The sequence below is a fragment of the Arthrobacter sp. Edens01 genome (assembly GCF_001307035.1).
Lineage (GTDB): Bacteria > Actinomycetota > Actinomycetes > Actinomycetales > Micrococcaceae > Arthrobacter_B.
On the sequence record NZ_LKIU01000002.1, the window covers coordinates 98,379 to 114,034 of the forward strand.

Here is a 15,656-nt window from a genome sequence, read left to right on the forward strand (position 1 = left end):
CGGTACGCAGCACTCCGTGACTCCGCAGGCCAAATAGAGAACAATGAGCTCATGAAGGCAATCCTGAACGTCATCTGGCTCCTGTTCGGCGGCATCTGGCTGGCCCTCGGATACGTCGCAGCCGGCATCGTCTGCTGCATCCTGATCGTCACCATCCCGTTCGGCATCGCATCTTTCCGGATCGCATCGTACGCACTGTGGCCTTTTGGGCGGACTGTCGTAGACAGCGGACGGGGCACCGGTTTGTTCGCCACCCTGGGGAACGTCATCTGGATCATCTTTGCCGGTATCTGGATTGCCATCGGCCACGTGCTGACGGCCATCCCGATGTTCGTCAGCATCATCGGCATTCCGCTGGGCATCGCGAACCTGAAGATGATCCCAATTTCCCTGGCACCGCTGGGCAAGCGGATCGTACCGACGTCCGGCCCCGGACTGGTTCCGTACAACGCCGGTCCTCCGCCCGGGACCTACCCGTACGCGCCCTACGGGCGCCAGGCCTAAAGCCCGTCGAGAAAAGCCTGCAGCGCGGGAGCGGCCTGCTCCGGGTCGCTTCCTTCGACTAAAAGCGCGACGGCGATGTCTCCGCGCGCTGCCGTGATCCAGGCGTGAGGGCGCGGGGTGCCTCCGCCGGACACCGCCGTGCCCGCGAGCGCCAGCACGTCAGTGTCCGGCAGGACTTCTTCGGCAACTCCGCGCATCATGCTCTGAAGCGCCTTGGACTCGGCGGCCGTCAAGGGTTCAGGGGCGCCGGAAGCGTCGGGCAACGGCTCTTCGCCTGCCGTGGTTCCGCTGCCTGCCGGAGCATCGGCCGCGTTGAGGACCAAGGCGGGTTCTACCCGTTCGCCCCGGGCAATCGAGGCGGCGGCCACGGCCAGGGTGAAGGGGGAAACCACAGTGTTCCCCTCGTTAGCGGCGGCCTGCCGGGCCTCCCCGGTTGATTCCGGTTCCCCGGCAGCCGTACCTGAAAATGCCGGTGTGCCGAGATTCGGTTCAACGCCCAGCCCGAGGCTGCGGGCGGCGGCGTCGAGCTCCTGCTCGCTGCCGGCGGTCGCGGAGCCGGTGCCTCCCGGAGCGTTGCCGGAACGCAGGGCAGCCAGGCTGGCAGCCGGGGTGAACGCTGAGCCGAGGGAGAACTCTCCCAGCAGGGCAGTCTGGGCACCCTTGCTGCGGGGTCCATTCGCCACTGCCAGGACGTTCCCGGTGGAAGGCTGGACGGCCACAAGCGCCGAGCCGGCGGACTGGTCTGACAGGGCCGCTTCGGCAAGGGCCTGGACGCCCGCATCAAGAGTCGTTTTCAGCGGAACACCCGGTACTGCCGCAGCTTCAAACAGCGGCTTGGACCGGTTCTTGTCGGCATCGGTGATGCGCACGGCCACAGCATCGGCTCCGCGGAGCATTGAATCGTACTCAAGCTGCAGGCCGGAGACCCCGATCAGGTCCCCGGCGGCCAGCGGAATTCCTGCGTCCGCTGCCATTTCCGGAGTCGCTTCCCCAACAGCCCCCAGCAGGGCTGCCGCGAAGGTTGGGCTGGGTGCCAGGACCCGCCGCTCCGAAAGGGCAGCAGCGCCCGGGACGGTGGCGATGTCCTTCTCGAAGGCCGGAATGACTTTGTCCTGGCGCACCGTCACGGCTTCGATGAAGGCCTTCGGGCCGGCACCAAGGACCTCGGCCGTGTAGGCTGCCGGGTCCAGACCCAGGTACACAGCCAGATATCCGGCAGCGGAAGCGTACTCGTGTTCACCCAGCACGGACTTATCCAGCCCAACCCGCCACACCGGCCAGTGCCGCACCAGCACGTCGCCGCCGGCGCCGAGGATATCGGCGCGGGGCAGGGATGAAGATTCGCGGATCAGCCGCTGACCGGGCTGAAGATCGGGGTGCACGGTGGTGGACCGAAAGCGGGTTTCCCAGCCTGAATCAGGACCGCGTTCCAGGGTGACGGTGGTGTTATAGGTGTAGTCCTCCGGGGAGGCGTTGACGTCCCACACGTAGTGAAGGGTAGCCCTGGCCTCATTTCCAGAGACCTCCTCGATCCCCTCGACGGTCACCGAAGGTTCTATGTCCATTCCCGACACCAGATGCAGGAGCATTCCGTTTACCGCCTCCACCGTGGAGCCGGCGAATTCGTTCCCTGTCACGTCCAGCCGGGACAAACCGTCAGCCAGCGACTCGACGGCTTCTTCCGGTCCCGGGCGCTCTTCAGCGGAACATGCACTCAGCGGCAGGCCCACCAGCGAAACGGCGAGGACAATGGTGATCAGGCGGTTCTTCCCCATCCTCGAAGGCTATCGGCGGAGTCAGGAAATGGGGACAGAGGAAGCCCAAAAGCGCCTGCGTGCTGCAACGAATTGCGGCGCTGGACAGGACTAGCCGGCCAGGCCGTCGAGGAACTCCTTCATCACCGGACCGCCGGAGGTTGAACCCAGTTCGCCCTCTTCTATGAAGAGTGCGACGGCGAGGTCACCCTGGAGTGCCACGACCCAGGCGTGGGTGCGCGGCGGGGTGTCACTGCCGAACTCCGCGGTTCCGGTCTTGGCGAGCACTGGTTCTCCCGGTACGGACTGCAGCAGCTGCACGCCGCCTTCGGTAACCACGGAACGCATCATTTCCCGCAGGGCGGCTGCTTCCTCCGCGGTGAGCGGTGCGGAGTCAGTGTCCGTACCCGTTGGGGACGCAGAGGCTGAGGGCTCGGGTGAGTTCGTGGCAACCGGCTCACCGGTACCTTCCGCCGGAGCTTGAACAAGGACAGGGGAGACACGGCTGCCGTTCCCAATGGAAGCGGCGGCAACGGCGAGGGCGAACGGGGATACAAGAACCTCACCCTGCCCGATCATGGACGCCGCATGCAGTGTTCCGTCCGCAGAATCCGGTACGGACCCGAAGTAGGCACCTGTCCCGATTGGCGCCGGGACACCCAGGCCCAGGCTGCGGGCGGCTTCGGCCAGCCCCGCCTGGGAGACATCGCCGCGGGCATTGATAAAGGCGGTGTTGCAGGACTGGGAGAAGGCCTGGATCAGCGGGATCTCGCCGAGGAACTGGGCCGGGTAGGTACTGGCGTTGTTGAAGTTCCGCCCGTCAACGTTGAGTTCTTCCGGACAGGACACCGTTGTCTGCGCTGTAGCCCCGGAGCGCAGCATTGCCAGCGTCGTAGCGAGTTTGAACGTGGAGCCGGGTGCGTACTGACCCAGCAGGGCAGTCTGCTGTCCCTGCGAGCCGGGCCCGTTGGCGACGGCCAGGACATTTCCCGTGGAGGGCTGAACGGCAACGAGTGCCGATGCGGATGGTTCGTCCTCAAGCACGGATTCGGCGAGTAACTGCATGCGTGTGTCCAAGGTGGTGCGGAGGTCGCCCTTCTTTCCCGGATCCTCGAACAGTGGCGCCGAGCGTGCATCTTCCGCGGTGGCGGTCCGGATGGTCACGGGATCGGAGCCGCGCAGTACGTCGTCGTATTCGCGCTGCAGGCCGGAGAGGCCGGTGATGTCCCCGGGCGAGAGTGCGCCGTCGGAGTTCTCGATTAGTTCTGCGGTGGCTTCCCCGGCGGAACCGAGCAGGGCGCGGGCGAAGGTGCGGGTCGGGGCCAGGGACAGGGTGGAGTTCAGGGCCGCGGCGCCGGGGATCTCAGCGACTTCGGCTTGGAATACCGGCGGCGGGCTGACGTCATCCTGGCGGAGGGTGATGGCCTCAACGAAAGCCTCGGGCCCGGCAGCCTGGACCTGGGCAGCGAAGGGCGCGGGGTCCAGCTCCAGGAATTCGGCCAGCGCCGTTGCCGAGCTGTCCAGCTGCTCCGCTTCGATCCGGGTCTTGTCTATCCCCACATGCCAGACGGACCGCTCGGTGACGAGCACTTCGCCCCCGGCACCGAGGATATTTCCCCGCTGCTGCGGGCCGGTTTCCAGGAGGAGGTGATCTCCCGGAGCCAAATCAGGGTGGACAGCCGTGGACGTAAAACGGACCTGCCAGTCATCTTCGCCACCACGCTGCAGGGCCACGGTGGTTTCGTAGCTGTAGTCGTTCTCCGTGCTGTTGACGTCCCAGACGTAGCTGAGGGTGGCTACGGCTTCGTCGTCCGCCGTTTCTTCCACCGAGGTGACGCTGACAGCAGGCTTCAGCGGCTCCATGCCGGAGGTCCATTCCGCCAGGCGGGTATTGGCTTCTTCCGCTGTCGAGTCCAGGAAGGTGCTGTCCGAAACGTCCAGCTCAGCCAGGCCTTCAGCGAGGGTCTGTGCTGCCTCCTCGGGTGTGGGACCGCTGGCGGAGCAGGCGCTCAGCGACAGCCCCAGAACGGCGACGGACAGGACGGAAGCAAGCACGCGGTTTTTCCCCATCCGCACAGAATACCGGCGCAGCCAAAAAAGCGGACACAGGCGCCGGGCGCCCGTGTCCGCTTTTCGCGCCCGGTGTCAGACCGCGGCCGCACCGGCGGCCGCAGCGGAAACGGATCCGGCGCGGGCTTCGCGCACCAGCTCAGCGCAGCGCTCGCCGATCATCATCGTGGTGATGTTCGGGTTCACCGTGGTGAGCTCGGGCATAACGGATGCATCCGCCACGCGAAGCCCGGTGACGCCCTTGACCCGCAGCTGCGGATCCAGCGGCGACATCGCGTCGTCGGGGGCTCCCATCCGGACGCTGCCGGCCGGGTGGTACACCGTGTTGTGTGTTTTCTTGATGTACTCGGTGATCTGCTCGTCGGTCTGGACCTGGGGCCCCGGGTAGAGTTCGCGGCCTGCCCAACCGGCCATTGCCGGAGACGCAACGATTTCACGGGCCTTCTTGATGCCGTAGACCATCACGCGCATGTCGTGCGGATCGGTGAAGTAGCGCGGGTCCACCATCGGCTTGTCCCGGAAGTCCCGGCTGCGCAGCCGCACGGTGCCGCGGGAGCGGGCGTGCGTGACGTTCGGGGTCAGGCAGAAACCGTTCTCCGTGGTGGGGTAGCCCTGCCGAAGGGTGTGCATGTCGAACGGGACCGAGCCGTAGTGGAACATCAGGTCCGGCCGGTCCAGGCCCTCTTCGGTGGGGGTGAAAATCCCAATTTCCCACCACTGCGTGGACGTTTCGGTCATGGGCTGCTTCGCTTCCCACTGGATGACGCCCTCCGGGTGGTCCTGCAGGTTCTCGCCCACACCGGGGGAGTCCACACGGACTTCGATTCCGTGTTCGGCCAGATGGGCGGCGGGACCGATGCCGGACAGCATCAGCAGCTTCGGCGAGTCGATGGCCCCGGCAGAGACGATCACTTCCGTGCGGGCGGTGAGGGCGTGGGTGCGGGCGAACTGTCCGTCCACCACGTCCACGCCGGTGCAGCGGTTCGAGGCGTCGAACTTCAGTTCACGGGCGCGCAGGCCGGTGAGGAGGGTGAAATTCTCCCGTTCCATGATCGGGTGGATATAGGAAACGGACGACGACGAGCGGGTGCCGTCCGCACGCCGGTTGATCTGGAAGAAGTTGGCGCCGTTGATAACCGTTTCACCGGTATTGAACTTCGCCCGCGGGATGCCGGCCTGTTCGCAGGCATCGAGCAGGGCCACGCCGCACGGGTCGCGCGGCGGAACGTTCATCAGGTGCACGGGGCCGTCGGTGCCGTGGTGCGGGGCGTCCGGTCCGGCGTCCTCATTGGTCTCGAGCTTCCTGAAAAGCCGGAAAGCCATTTCCGAGTTCCAGCCTTCGGCGCCGAACCTGGTTTCCCACTCGTCGATGTCCTCCCGCGGCGCCCAGAAAGCGATGCAGGAGTTGTGGCTGGAGCAGCCGCCCATTACCTTGGCGCGGGCATGGCGCATAAAGGAGTTGCCGTTTTCCTGCGGTTCGATCGGGTAGTCCCAGTCGTACCCGGATTCGAGCAGCTCCATCCAGCGGTCCAGCTGGAGGATTTCCTCCAGCCCGCGGTCATCCGGGCCAGCCTCTACCAGGGCCACTTCAACGGAGGGGTCCTCGCTGAGCCTGGATGCGACGGCGGCACCGGCGGACCCGCCGCCAATGATGATGTAGTCGAACTCCGTCTTCTGCAGATCAGTCATGGTGCTTAGCTGACCTTTCCGTGGTCGGTGAACCAGCCGGTCACCTGGGGATTGATGTTCTGGTAGATGTGCTTGGCTTCCTGGTATTCGCCCAGTCCGGTGGGGCCGAGTTCCCTGCCGACGCCGGAAATGCCGAAGCCGCCCCATTCGGCCTGGGGGAGGTAGGGATGGAAGTCGTTGATCCAGATGGTGCCGTGGCGCAGGCGGCGGGCCACCCGCTGGGTCTTGCCTGCATCTGCAGACCAGACGGCTCCGGCCAGTCCATAGGCGGTGTCATTCGCGAGGGCAACGGCCTCATCCTCACCGTTGAAGGTCTCTACCGTGACCACCGGTCCGAAGGCTTCGTCCAGCAGGGCAGCGCTGCCGCGCTTGACGTTGTCCAGCACTGTCGGGGCGAAGTAGAAGCCCTTTTCCAGCTCGCCTGTTCCCCAGGTTCCGCCGCAACGGATCCGGGCGCCCTCTTCCTGGGCCTTCTGCACATAGGCAGTGACCTTGTCCCGGTGTGCTGCGGAGATCAGCGGTCCGGTCTCGGCGGTCTCGTCGAACGGGCCGCCCATGCGGATCTGTTCAGCGCGGCGCACCAGTTCGGACACAAAGCGTTCGGCGATCGGTTCTTCCACGATCAGCCGTGCCCCGGCCGAGCAGACCTGTCCCGAGTGGACAAAAGCTGCGTTCAGCGCGTTGTCCAGGGCGGCGTCGAAGTCCGCGTCCGCGAAGACAATGTTGGGATTCTTGCCGCCGAGTTCCAGCGCAACCTTTTTGACCGTGCCCGCCGCTGCGGCGGCAATCGTCTTGCCCGTGGCGACGCCGCCGGTAAAGGAAACCAGATCGACGTCGGGCGACTCTGCCAGCGGGGCGCCGGCAACAGCGCCGGCTCCGAGCACCAGGTTCGCGGTGCCGCGCGGCAGGCCCAGGTCCTCGAGGACCTTCATCATGAGGATGGACGTGGACGGGGTCAGTTCCGAAGGCTTGAGTACGAAGGTGCACCCGGCCGCCAGCGCCGGGGCGATTTTCCAGGCTGCCTGCAGCAGGGGGTAGTTCCACGGTGCGATCAGCCCGCAGACGCCTACCGGTTCGTACTCGATGCGGGATACGACGTCGGGGTTCCCGGCATCCACGATCCGGCCGGCATTCTGGCCCGCGATCTTCCCGAAGTAGGTGAAGCACGCAGCGATGTCGTCCATGTCGATTTCGCTCTCCACCAGCCGTTTGCCGGTGTCCAGCGTCTCGGCCCGGGCGAACTCGGCCTTGCGTTCCTTCAGCCCGGCAGCGACGCGGAGCAGGAAATCTCCTCGTTCGGGGGCCGGAACGGAGGCCCATTCCCCGCGGTCGAAAGCGGACCGGGCGGAGGCGATGGCCTTCCCGGCATCCTCACGGGTGCCTTCGGAAACGGTGGCGACCAGTTCGCCGTCGGCCGGATTGCGAATCTCGCGGGTGCCGCCGTCGGATGCGGGTACCCACGCGCCGTCGATGAAAAGGGTTGCAGCCGTGCTCATACTTTCTCCTCCCCGCCGACGAAGTCGGCGTCCCAGTTGTCCTTGACAACCAGGTCTTCGGTGATTGCGGTGTTGCCGGGCACCCCGCGGTTGAGGTGCAGGAATTCCAGGTGGCGTTCGTAGTGGTCCAGGACGTCCGTGATCAGCTGGTCCTTGGTGTAGCCCATAACGTCATAGCCGTGGCTGCCTTCGAGGGAGAACACCTCCATGCGGTAGTACTTGGTCTCCGTGGAGGCGCTGCGCAGCGCATAGGACGGCGTCTCATACTGGACCGGGTAGACCTGGTACTTGAAGGGGCGTTCCTCGCCCAGCCCTACGGCGAGGTCAACACACGGGATGTGATTCGGGCCTGCCTCTCCCAGAGTCAGGGTAACGTCTGCGCCCCTGGCAGCGAGTTCGTCATGGACTTCCTGGAGCGCCGGTTGGGCGAGGGTTTCCACGAAGCGCGTGGCTTGCTTGGGGCCGGGGTAGGTCATTGCGCGGGTGAGCCGCTGGCGCCAGGACCGTCCGCCCCGGGGATCGCCGCCCCGGCCGGCGATCATGCCCGGAAGCGACGCACGGAAGCTCGCCGCGAGGGAGTTCTCTACCCTGAGCGCCTTGTACACGCCCAGCATGATGAACAGCAGCAGGATTGAAAGTGGAAGACCCATGATGATTGTGGCGTTCTGCAGCGTGGTCACTCCGCCAACCATCAGCATGGCAAGGGTCAGCAGTCCCGTGATCACGGCCCAGAAAACCCGCATCCATTTCGGGGCGTCGGAATCGGCGTCCTTGAGGTGGGAGGTGAAGTTTGCCATCACCAATGCCCCGGAGTCAGCTGAGGTGACGTAGAAGAGCAGGCCGGTGAACGTTGCGATCGCGGCTGTTGCAGGCACCCACGGGAACTGCTCCAGCAGGCCGTAGAAAGCGCGCTCCGGCTGGTTCATGGCGACTTCGCCGAAGGCGGCGTTGCCTCCCATCACCAGTTCCAGTGCGCTGTTGCCGAAGATGGAGATCCACAGCAGGATGAAGGCGAAGGGCACAATCATGACGCCGAGGACGAACTGGCGGATGGTGCGCCCGCGGGAAATCCGGGCGAGGAACAGGCCGACGAACGGCGCCCACGCAATCCACCACGCCCAGAAGAACAAGGTCCATCCGGAGAGCCATTCGTCCGGACGGTCGTAGGCCATGGTGTCCATGGTCATGGACGGGAAGCGGCTAAGCACGTCGCCGATGTTCTGCACGATCCCGTCGAACAGGAAGCTTGTTTTCCCTGCGATGAGGATGAAAAGCATCAGGCCCAGTGCCAGGATGACGTTCAGTTCTGAGAGCCTGCGGATTCCCTTTTCGACGCCGGAGACCACGGAGACAGTCGCCATGATTACGGAGAGTGCGATCAGCGCAATCTGCACGCTGAGGTTCTCCGGGACACCGAACATAAAGCTCAGCCCGTAGTTCAGCTGTACGACGCCGATGCCAAGTGAGGTGGCGATGCCAAAGATGGTGCCCAGCAGGGCAGCGATGTCCACGCCGTGTCCGAGCGGGCCGTCGATCTTTTTGCCGAAGATGGGGTAGAGCGCCGAACGGATGCTCAGGGGGAGGTTGTGGCGGTACGCGAAGTACCCGAGGGCCAGCCCCATGAGTGCATACAGCGCCCAGCCGGTGATCCCGTAGTGGAAGAGCGTCCAGACCAGTGCCTGCCGCGCTGCTTCCGCTGTGGAGCCGTCACCGGCTGGAGGCGCCAGGTACTGGGTGACCGGTTCGGAGACCGAGAAGAACATCAGGTCGATTCCGATGCCTGCCGCGAAGAGCATGGCTCCCCAGGTGAAGAGCCCGAACTGCGGTTTGGAGTGGTCGGGGCCAAGTTTGGTTTTGCCGATGCCGGAGAGGGCAATCACCAGGACGAAGATAACCACGAGTGTTACCACCAGGAAGTAGTACCAGCCCATGTTGGTGGAGACCCACCCCACCATCGCGCCGATGACCGCTTCAGCGGAATCGGCGGAGATCATTGCCCACAGCGCTATGGCAGTAATTCCCACGGCAGAGCCGGTGAAAACAGCCTTGTTCATTCGCGTTTTCCCGGCCTCCGCGGGCAGGGCTTCTGTTTCTGCAGTCTTGGTCATGACGTCCTTCAAGGCGGCGTGGACAAAAAGTAAGGTCCCTTAGTCTTGACCTCGAGACTATCAAAAGAGCATGTGGGGGCCGATGCGGGGCGATGCGGGCCAGCCCCTGGCAGTCCACCACACCCCGGGAAGCGTGGTACTTACCGGGTCGAACCCGGCCGTTGGACCTGTCCTTGGCCTGTGCCATCCTGCTAATCTCCAAGAGGATGTGGAGATGTGCCATATCTCACAATCACCGGTACCGGGAAACTCCGGCCGGACCGCTGGAACGATCCGGAAGGCTCCTTTGGGACCGTGATGACGGCAGACTGAAGGAGCGGAAATGTCCGAGTTGGACGCGTTGCTATCCGAAACCGAGCGATCTTTCGGCCTCCGCCAAATCCAGGCGGGGCACGCCCGGATGCTTGTTATTGGCCGGGAACTGGGGCAGCCCATCGGGGAGGTCTGGAATGTGTTGTCTGATCCCCAGCGGCTGGGTGCCTACTTTGCGGAGCCTCAGGGTGAACTCCGGCGCGGCGGGGAGTACGAGGTAGCGAATTTTGCCACCGGGACCATTCTGAGGTGTGACCCGCCGCGGTTGCTGACGGTGTCCTGGATTCCGTCGCATGGGAATCCCGGAGAGCTGGAGATCCACCTGACCGACGTGGACGGCACCACGAAACTGGAACTGCGCTATGCGTCGGTGCGCAAGAGGTTCGCGGTCATGGACCCGGACGTGGCCGCCTGGGCGGCAGGGCCAGGCTGGGAAGCCTTCCTTGATCGGTTGCAGACCTATCTTCAGGAAGGGACAGGCCACCCTGCTGCTATCGGCTGGCAGCAGATGGAGGAGGACGAACTGGAGCTCTATCAGGCCCGCAATGCTGAATGGGAGCGTGTTCGGGAGGAGTTCGAACGGCAGCACGCACCGCTGCCAGGGCCGGAATAACCGCACGTCAGAAGCCAATAGGTGCCTGTGGATAACTTTACAGGTGGGGTTGAGTGAAGTACACTCAAGTTAGTTGAGTACGGCCGGATAAGGCCAGTTTTGGGTAAGCAAAGACTGGCCGGTCCGCCGGGAGCTTGAACGGTTTATCAGAGCCTGAGAAGGAGCCCGCCGTGGAGACCAAATTCACCAACAAGAGCCAGGAAGCGCTCCAGGCTGCCGCCATGAACGCAACCACCGCCGGCAATCCCCAGATCGAGCCGGCCCACCTGCTGAAAGCCCTCATGGACCAGCGGCAGGGAGTGGCGGTGGCCCTGCTAAAGGCCGCCGGGGCCAACCCCGATGCTGTCAGTGCTGCGGCGAGCAACGCCATCCATGACCTGCCCTCGAGCTCCGGCTCCTCCGTTCAGCAGCCCCAGTTTTCCCGTCCGCTCCTGCAGGTAATCAACGCTGCCCAGCAGGAGGCCGCCCAGCTCGGGGACGCCTACGTATCCACTGAGCACCTGTTGCTGGCCCTGTCAGTGGATAACGGTCCGGCAGGCAAGGCCCTGCGGGACAATAATGCCGGCCACGATGCCCTGGCCAGCGCCCTTCCTAGTGTGCGAGGAGACCGTAAAGTGACCAATGCCGATCCGGAGAACACCCTTCAGGCGCTGGAGAAGTACAGCACCGACCTCACCGAGATGGCACGTGCCGGAAAGCTGGACCCGGTTATCGGCCGCGACTCGGAAATCCGCCGCGTGATCCAGGTGCTCAGCCGCCGCACCAAGAACAACCCCGTCCTGATCGGTGAACCCGGCGTTGGCAAGACCGCCGTCGTGGAAGGCCTGGCACAGCGGATCGTCGCAGGCGACGTGCCGGAGAGCCTTAGCGGCAAAACGCTGCTGTCCCTGGACCTTGGATCGATGGTTGCCGGCGCCAAGTACCGCGGTGAATTCGAAGAGCGGTTCAAGGCGGTCCTTGAAGAGATCTCCAATTCCGAGGGCCAGATCGTCACGTTCATTGATGAGCTGCACACCGTGGTTGGTGCCGGGGCCGCTGAAGGATCCATGGACGCCGGCAACATGCTCAAGCCCATGCTGGCCCGGGGCGAGCTCCGGCTCATTGGTGCCACAACACTGAACGAGTACCGCGAGAACATCGAAAAGGACGCCGCGCTGGAACGCCGGTTCCAGCAGGTGTTCGTTGGTGAACCCAGCGTGCCGGACACGATTGGCATTCTGCGCGGTTTGAAGGAACGCTACGAAGCCCACCATAAGGTGGCCATCGCAGACTCGGCCCTGGTTGCTGCAGCGAACCTTTCAAACCGCTATATCACGGGCCGCCAGCTGCCGGACAAAGCCATTGACCTCGTGGATGAGGCAGCGTCACGGCTGCGCATGGAGATCGACTCCGCCCCGGAGGAGATTGACGAGCTGCGCCGCGCCGTCGACCGCCTGACCATGGAAGAACTGGCCATCAGCGGTGAAACCGATGCCGCTTCGCTGGAACGCCTGGAGGTCCTGCGGGAGGACATGGCGAACAAGAAGGAACAGCTCGCCGCGCTCAATGCCCGCTGGGAAGCGGAGAAGGCGGGGCTTAACCGGGTGGGTGACATCAAGGCCCGCATCGATGAGCTTCGCTCGCTTGCAGAAAAGGCCCAGCGCGACGGCGACCTGACGGAAGCCTCGCGGATCCTCTACGGAGAGATCCCTGCCATGCAGAAGGAGCTCGACGCTGCTCAGGAAGCTGAGGAGGACAAATACGGCGACGGCGCCCGGGAGCTGATGGTCTCCGAGGAAGTTACCGCAGACGACATCGCCGAGGTGGTGTCCTCATGGACCGGCATCCCCGCCGGCCGTATGCTGCAGGGCGAATCCCAGAAGCTGCTGGACATGGAAGCCGTGATCGGTTCCCGCCTGATCGGTCAAACCAAGGCAGTAACTGCGGTATCGGATGCCGTCCGCCGCTCCCGCGCCGGAGTCAGCGATCCCGACCGGCCAACCGGTTCCTTCCTCTTCCTCGGCCCCACCGGTGTTGGCAAGACGGAGCTGGCCAAGGCCCTGGCGGAATTCATCTTCGACGACGAACGCGCCATGGTCCGGCTGGATATGAGCGAATACGCGGAGAAGCACACCGTGTCCCGGCTGGTCGGTGCCCCTCCCGGGTACGTGGGTTATGAGGAAGGCGGCCAGCTCACGGAAGCAGTCCGCCGCCGCCCATACTCGGTGATCCTGCTGGATGAAGTGGAGAAGGCCCACCCGGACGTCTTCGACATCCTGCTGCAGGTGCTCGACGACGGCCGCCTCACCGACGGCCAGGGCCGGACGGTGGACTTCCGAAACGTGATCCTGATCCTGACCTCCAACCTTGGTTCCCAGTTCCTGGTGGATCCCGGCCTGACCGAGGACCAGAAACGCGACTCCGTGATGTCCATGGTCAATGCGAACTTCAAGCCGGAGTTCCTGAACCGGCTGGACGACGTAATCCTGTTTGACCCGCTGAATCTGGAGGAACTCTCCGAGATTGTGGACCTGCAGGTGAAGGCACTGGCGGCCCGCCTGCGGGACCGCAGGCTGACGCTGGACGTCACCGACGCTGCCCGGGAATGGCTGGCGCTCACCGGTTACGACCCGGCGTACGGTGCACGTCCGCTGCGGCGGCTGGTGCAGCGCGAGATTGGCGACAAGCTGGCCAAGGGCATCCTGGCCGGACGCATTTCCGACGGTGACACCGTGCTGGTTGACCGGCCGGAGGTCAGCAGTGACGAGCTGGCAGATCCCGGGCTGACCGTTCAGGCAGCGGCACCGGTCAGCTAGGCCGCATTCGACCCGGAAAAGGGAGGCCCGCCGAAACGGGCCTCCCTTTTTCTGTGGTTCTGTGGTTCTGCTGTTTTTCGGTGTTCGCGGGTGAGTTACGGCTGGACGATCAGGGACTCGGTCAGGTCCTCACCGGCTGCCACCACAAAACAGTCCACCCGCCGGTCACCCGCATTCCAGGAGTTCTGCGTCGGGACAGCGCGGTTCAGCTCGAGGTCGGTGTATTTGGATGCGGCGTCGGTGTAGATAACCGAAGAGCAGACTTCCTCGGCCTTTGCTGCAAGGCTGTCGGTGCCCGGGAAAGTATCCGATTCCGCGTAGGACTGGGTGGCCACGAGCTGGGCGTTGTGCGGGGTGTCGCAGGTAACCACGGTTACTTCGGCGTTCACGCTCTGGAAGTCCTTAAGGCAGGCCCCGGCCTCCAGGTCAACCGGCGCCACCGAGTCTTCCAGCACCCCGGCTTCACGGTTGCTGTCAGCGATGATCGTTGCCAGCCAGATTCCCAGCAGCACCACAATGAGGATGGACCCCAGCAGGACCAGCATTCGTGTGGTCCGGCTCGCCCCCTTGCTCTGGGCAGCCTCCTCCGCCTCACGGGTACGGCGGGCGCGCCGCGAATCGGCGGGAACGGGGCTGGAACCGGACGGGTTCACCGTGTGAATCAGCCCGCTGTCTTCGGCGTCCTTTTTGGTCATGCTCAGGGAAGCAAAGGAGTCAGTAACAGGGCCTGCGACGTCGGTTTCGTCCTGCTTCAGTACGGAGGTCTGGATTTTGGGTCCAGCGGCCTGTCCGGCCTTGGCATCGGTTTTGCTGGCCGTTGGCTTTTCTTTGCCGGTACCTTCTGCGCCGACGGAACCTGGTGTGGCCTTGTCCTCAGCAGGGGCATCCGGCTTTTTGTCGATGGGCTTTCCGGAAACGGGTTCGCCGTCCTTTCCGGGGGCGGCTTCGCCGGTCTCTGTGTCGTCCGCAGCGGCATCGCCTGCAGCGGCTTCATCGCTCCCGTCACCGTCCGGTGCGCTGTCATCCGTTGGTTCATCGTGGGCTGCGTCATGCGTGGCTGCGCCGTCCGCGGCTGCTTCTGCCGCCGCCTCACCGCCGGCCAGCTCGGAATCTGCGTCTGAAACTTCAGCTGCCGCGTCATCCGTGGCTGCGCCGTCCTCCGCCGGATGCTCAACGGCTGTTCCATCGCCGTTGTTTCCGGTGTCCTCTTCGGCGTCGGCAGCCGGTTCCATGTCCGTGAGTTCGGAAGAGGGTTCCACAGCAACTTCGGTGCCTTCGGGGGCAGGCTCGGAGATGCCTGCCTGCTTGCCTGCTTCAGCGGCTTCCTCGGAAACGGCACGGACTTCAGCGGCGGTCTCAGGCAGGGAGGCTGCCTCAGCTGCCTCGGAGCTGATGGCTGGAGTCTCCAGGGACGGCTCAGCCAGATGCACGTCCTCGGCCGGAATTACTTCCGGTTCCACCACTGCTGCTTCCGAGGTGTCCTCTGCTTCGAAGGCTCCGTCCCAGATTTCCTCGTCACGGCTGCCTGTGGGGGAGAGCCAGGCGGGGGTCTCCGTGTGTGCGGCGAGATCGGGCAGCGGCGCAGGCTTTGCCGCCGCCGTGTCCTTGGAATCGGAGGGTTCAGCCTTTGAAGCGGGCTCCTGGGGCTGAGGCTTGGGCTCGTCTGCCGGTCCGGATGACTTTTTGGCGCCGGGTCCCAGACGGACGGCTGGGCGCTTGGACCCGCCCTTGGAGCCCAGAAGACCCTTGGCGACCAGTCCCTTCCCGCCGGTTGCGGGACGCTTCGCGCCGGCCACCTTGCGGGCGGCCTTGCCGGGCTTAGCCGGTTTGGCTGAACCAGGCGCTTCGGAGGACGCGCCGGCTCCGGGATGCCCGTTTGAGGCTGGCTGCTGTGGTTTGACGACGGGGATGCTCCTTGTGGCGGGATTACTGCGGACCGGGGGTGCAGCTTTGGGCAGGGGCGGCTTGGCGCCGGAACCCTTGCGGGCAGCGCTGCTTCCATTAGGGGCGGCAGGGCGCGGGGACTTGCCGGGCAGGGCTGGTCCCTGCCGGGGTGTCCTCTTTTTATCGCTCATGGTGAACGCCTGTCCTCCCTGTCCAAGGCCGCAAAAGTGTCCCGCGGCATCTGTTCCCCCCTGACTTTAGCGAATATGCAGGTGGCGGCGCAGTACGCACCGTTAGGGCGGAGCGGCTAAAATGGGAAGTTGAGTGCGCCTGCGGGTCCTGAGGGGCACAACCATGCGGGAAAACATGTAACCTGTAGTTACGACAAATTGACCAAATATTCCGGGGCCTCGCTCTCCTGCCCGAGCGAC

The 15,656-nt window shown here is 64.6% G+C and carries 9 protein-coding genes; 3 read left to right on the plus strand and 6 right to left on the minus strand.

Annotation, left to right across the window (positions count from 1 at the left end):
- The first annotated feature begins 51 nt into the window (after positions 1–51).
- Positions 52–504, plus strand: coding sequence for a YccF domain-containing protein (locus AO716_RS00890; RefSeq protein WP_082413302.1), 453 nt, complete (start codon positions 52–54; stop codon positions 502–504).
- Here AO716_RS00890 and AO716_RS00895 read toward each other — a convergent pair.
- The 5 genes from AO716_RS00895 to betT all read right to left on the minus strand — a co-directional run bounded on the left by AO716_RS00895 (position 501) and on the right by betT (position 9,621).
- Positions 501–2,279: a hypothetical protein gene (locus tag AO716_RS00895; protein WP_055239082.1), complete on the minus strand. Its 1,779-nt coding sequence runs from the start codon at positions 2,277–2,279 to the stop codon at positions 501–503. The two genes, AO716_RS00890 and AO716_RS00895, sit on opposite strands and share 4 nt — an antisense overlap.
- A gap of 90 nt (positions 2,280–2,369) precedes the next feature.
- Positions 2,370–4,328: a penicillin-binding transpeptidase domain-containing protein gene (locus AO716_RS00900; protein ID WP_055239083.1), complete on the minus strand. Its 1,959-nt coding sequence runs from the start codon at positions 4,326–4,328 to the stop codon at positions 2,370–2,372.
- 75 nt (positions 4,329–4,403) lie between these two features.
- Positions 4,404–6,017 (minus strand): GMC family oxidoreductase, encoded by a 1,614-nt coding sequence (locus AO716_RS00905; RefSeq protein WP_055239084.1) that lies wholly within the window; start codon positions 6,015–6,017, stop codon positions 4,404–4,406.
- A 5-nt stretch (positions 6,018–6,022) separates the two neighbouring features.
- The gene (locus tag AO716_RS00910) at positions 6,023–7,513 is read right to left on the minus strand and encodes an aldehyde dehydrogenase family protein (RefSeq protein ID WP_055239085.1); all 1,491 of its coding nucleotides are present in this window, start codon (positions 7,511–7,513) and stop codon (positions 6,023–6,025) included.
- On the minus strand, positions 7,510–9,621 hold the full coding sequence (gene betT / locus AO716_RS00915; protein ID WP_055239086.1) for a choline BCCT transporter BetT: 2,112 nt from the start codon (positions 9,619–9,621) through the stop codon (positions 7,510–7,512). The genes AO716_RS00910 and betT overlap by 4 nt, the downstream gene beginning before the upstream one ends.
- 322 nt (positions 9,622–9,943) lie before the next feature.
- Here betT and AO716_RS00920 point away from each other — a divergent pair, with 322 nt between their 5' ends.
- Together AO716_RS00920 and clpB are read left to right on the plus strand one after the other, a co-directional pair.
- Complete coding sequence (locus AO716_RS00920; RefSeq protein ID WP_055239087.1) at positions 9,944–10,546, plus strand: SRPBCC domain-containing protein; 603 nt, start codon at positions 9,944–9,946, stop codon at positions 10,544–10,546.
- Between the two features lie 170 nt (positions 10,547–10,716).
- Positions 10,717–13,341, plus strand: a complete 2,625-nt coding sequence (gene clpB / locus AO716_RS00925; protein ID WP_055239088.1) for an ATP-dependent chaperone ClpB — start codon at positions 10,717–10,719, stop codon at positions 13,339–13,341.
- Positions 13,342–13,436: 95 nt separating this feature from the next.
- Here clpB and AO716_RS00930 read toward each other — a convergent pair whose 3' ends face one another.
- Positions 13,437–15,416, minus strand: coding sequence for a septum formation family protein (locus tag AO716_RS00930; RefSeq protein ID WP_082413221.1), 1,980 nt, complete (start codon positions 15,414–15,416; stop codon positions 13,437–13,439).
- Positions 15,417–15,656: the final 240 nt, after the last annotated feature.

Bases quoted from the DNA above. Each gene is read 5' to 3' on its own strand.
- AO716_RS00905 (WP_055239084.1), bottom strand. From the start codon at position 6,017: ATGACTGATCTGCAGAAGACGGAGTTCGACTACATCATCATTGGCGGC.
- AO716_RS00920 (WP_055239087.1), top strand. From the start codon at position 9,944: ATGTCCGAGTTGGACGCGTTGCTATCCGAAACCGAGCGATCTTTCGGC.
- AO716_RS00895 (WP_055239082.1), bottom strand. From the start codon at position 2,279: ATGGGGAAGAACCGCCTGATCACCATTGTCCTCGCCGTTTCGCTGGTG.
- AO716_RS00930 (WP_082413221.1), bottom strand. From the start codon at position 15,416: ATGAGCGATAAAAAGAGGACACCCCGGCAGGGACCAGCCCTGCCCGGC.
- betT (WP_055239086.1), bottom strand. From the start codon at position 9,621: ATGACCAAGACTGCAGAAACAGAAGCCCTGCCCGCGGAGGCCGGGAAA.
- AO716_RS00890 (WP_082413302.1), top strand. From the start codon at position 52: ATGAAGGCAATCCTGAACGTCATCTGGCTCCTGTTCGGCGGCATCTGG.
- AO716_RS00900 (WP_055239083.1), bottom strand. From the start codon at position 4,328: ATGGGGAAAAACCGCGTGCTTGCTTCCGTCCTGTCCGTCGCCGTTCTG.
- AO716_RS00910 (WP_055239085.1), bottom strand. From the start codon at position 7,513: ATGAGCACGGCTGCAACCCTTTTCATCGACGGCGCGTGGGTACCCGCA.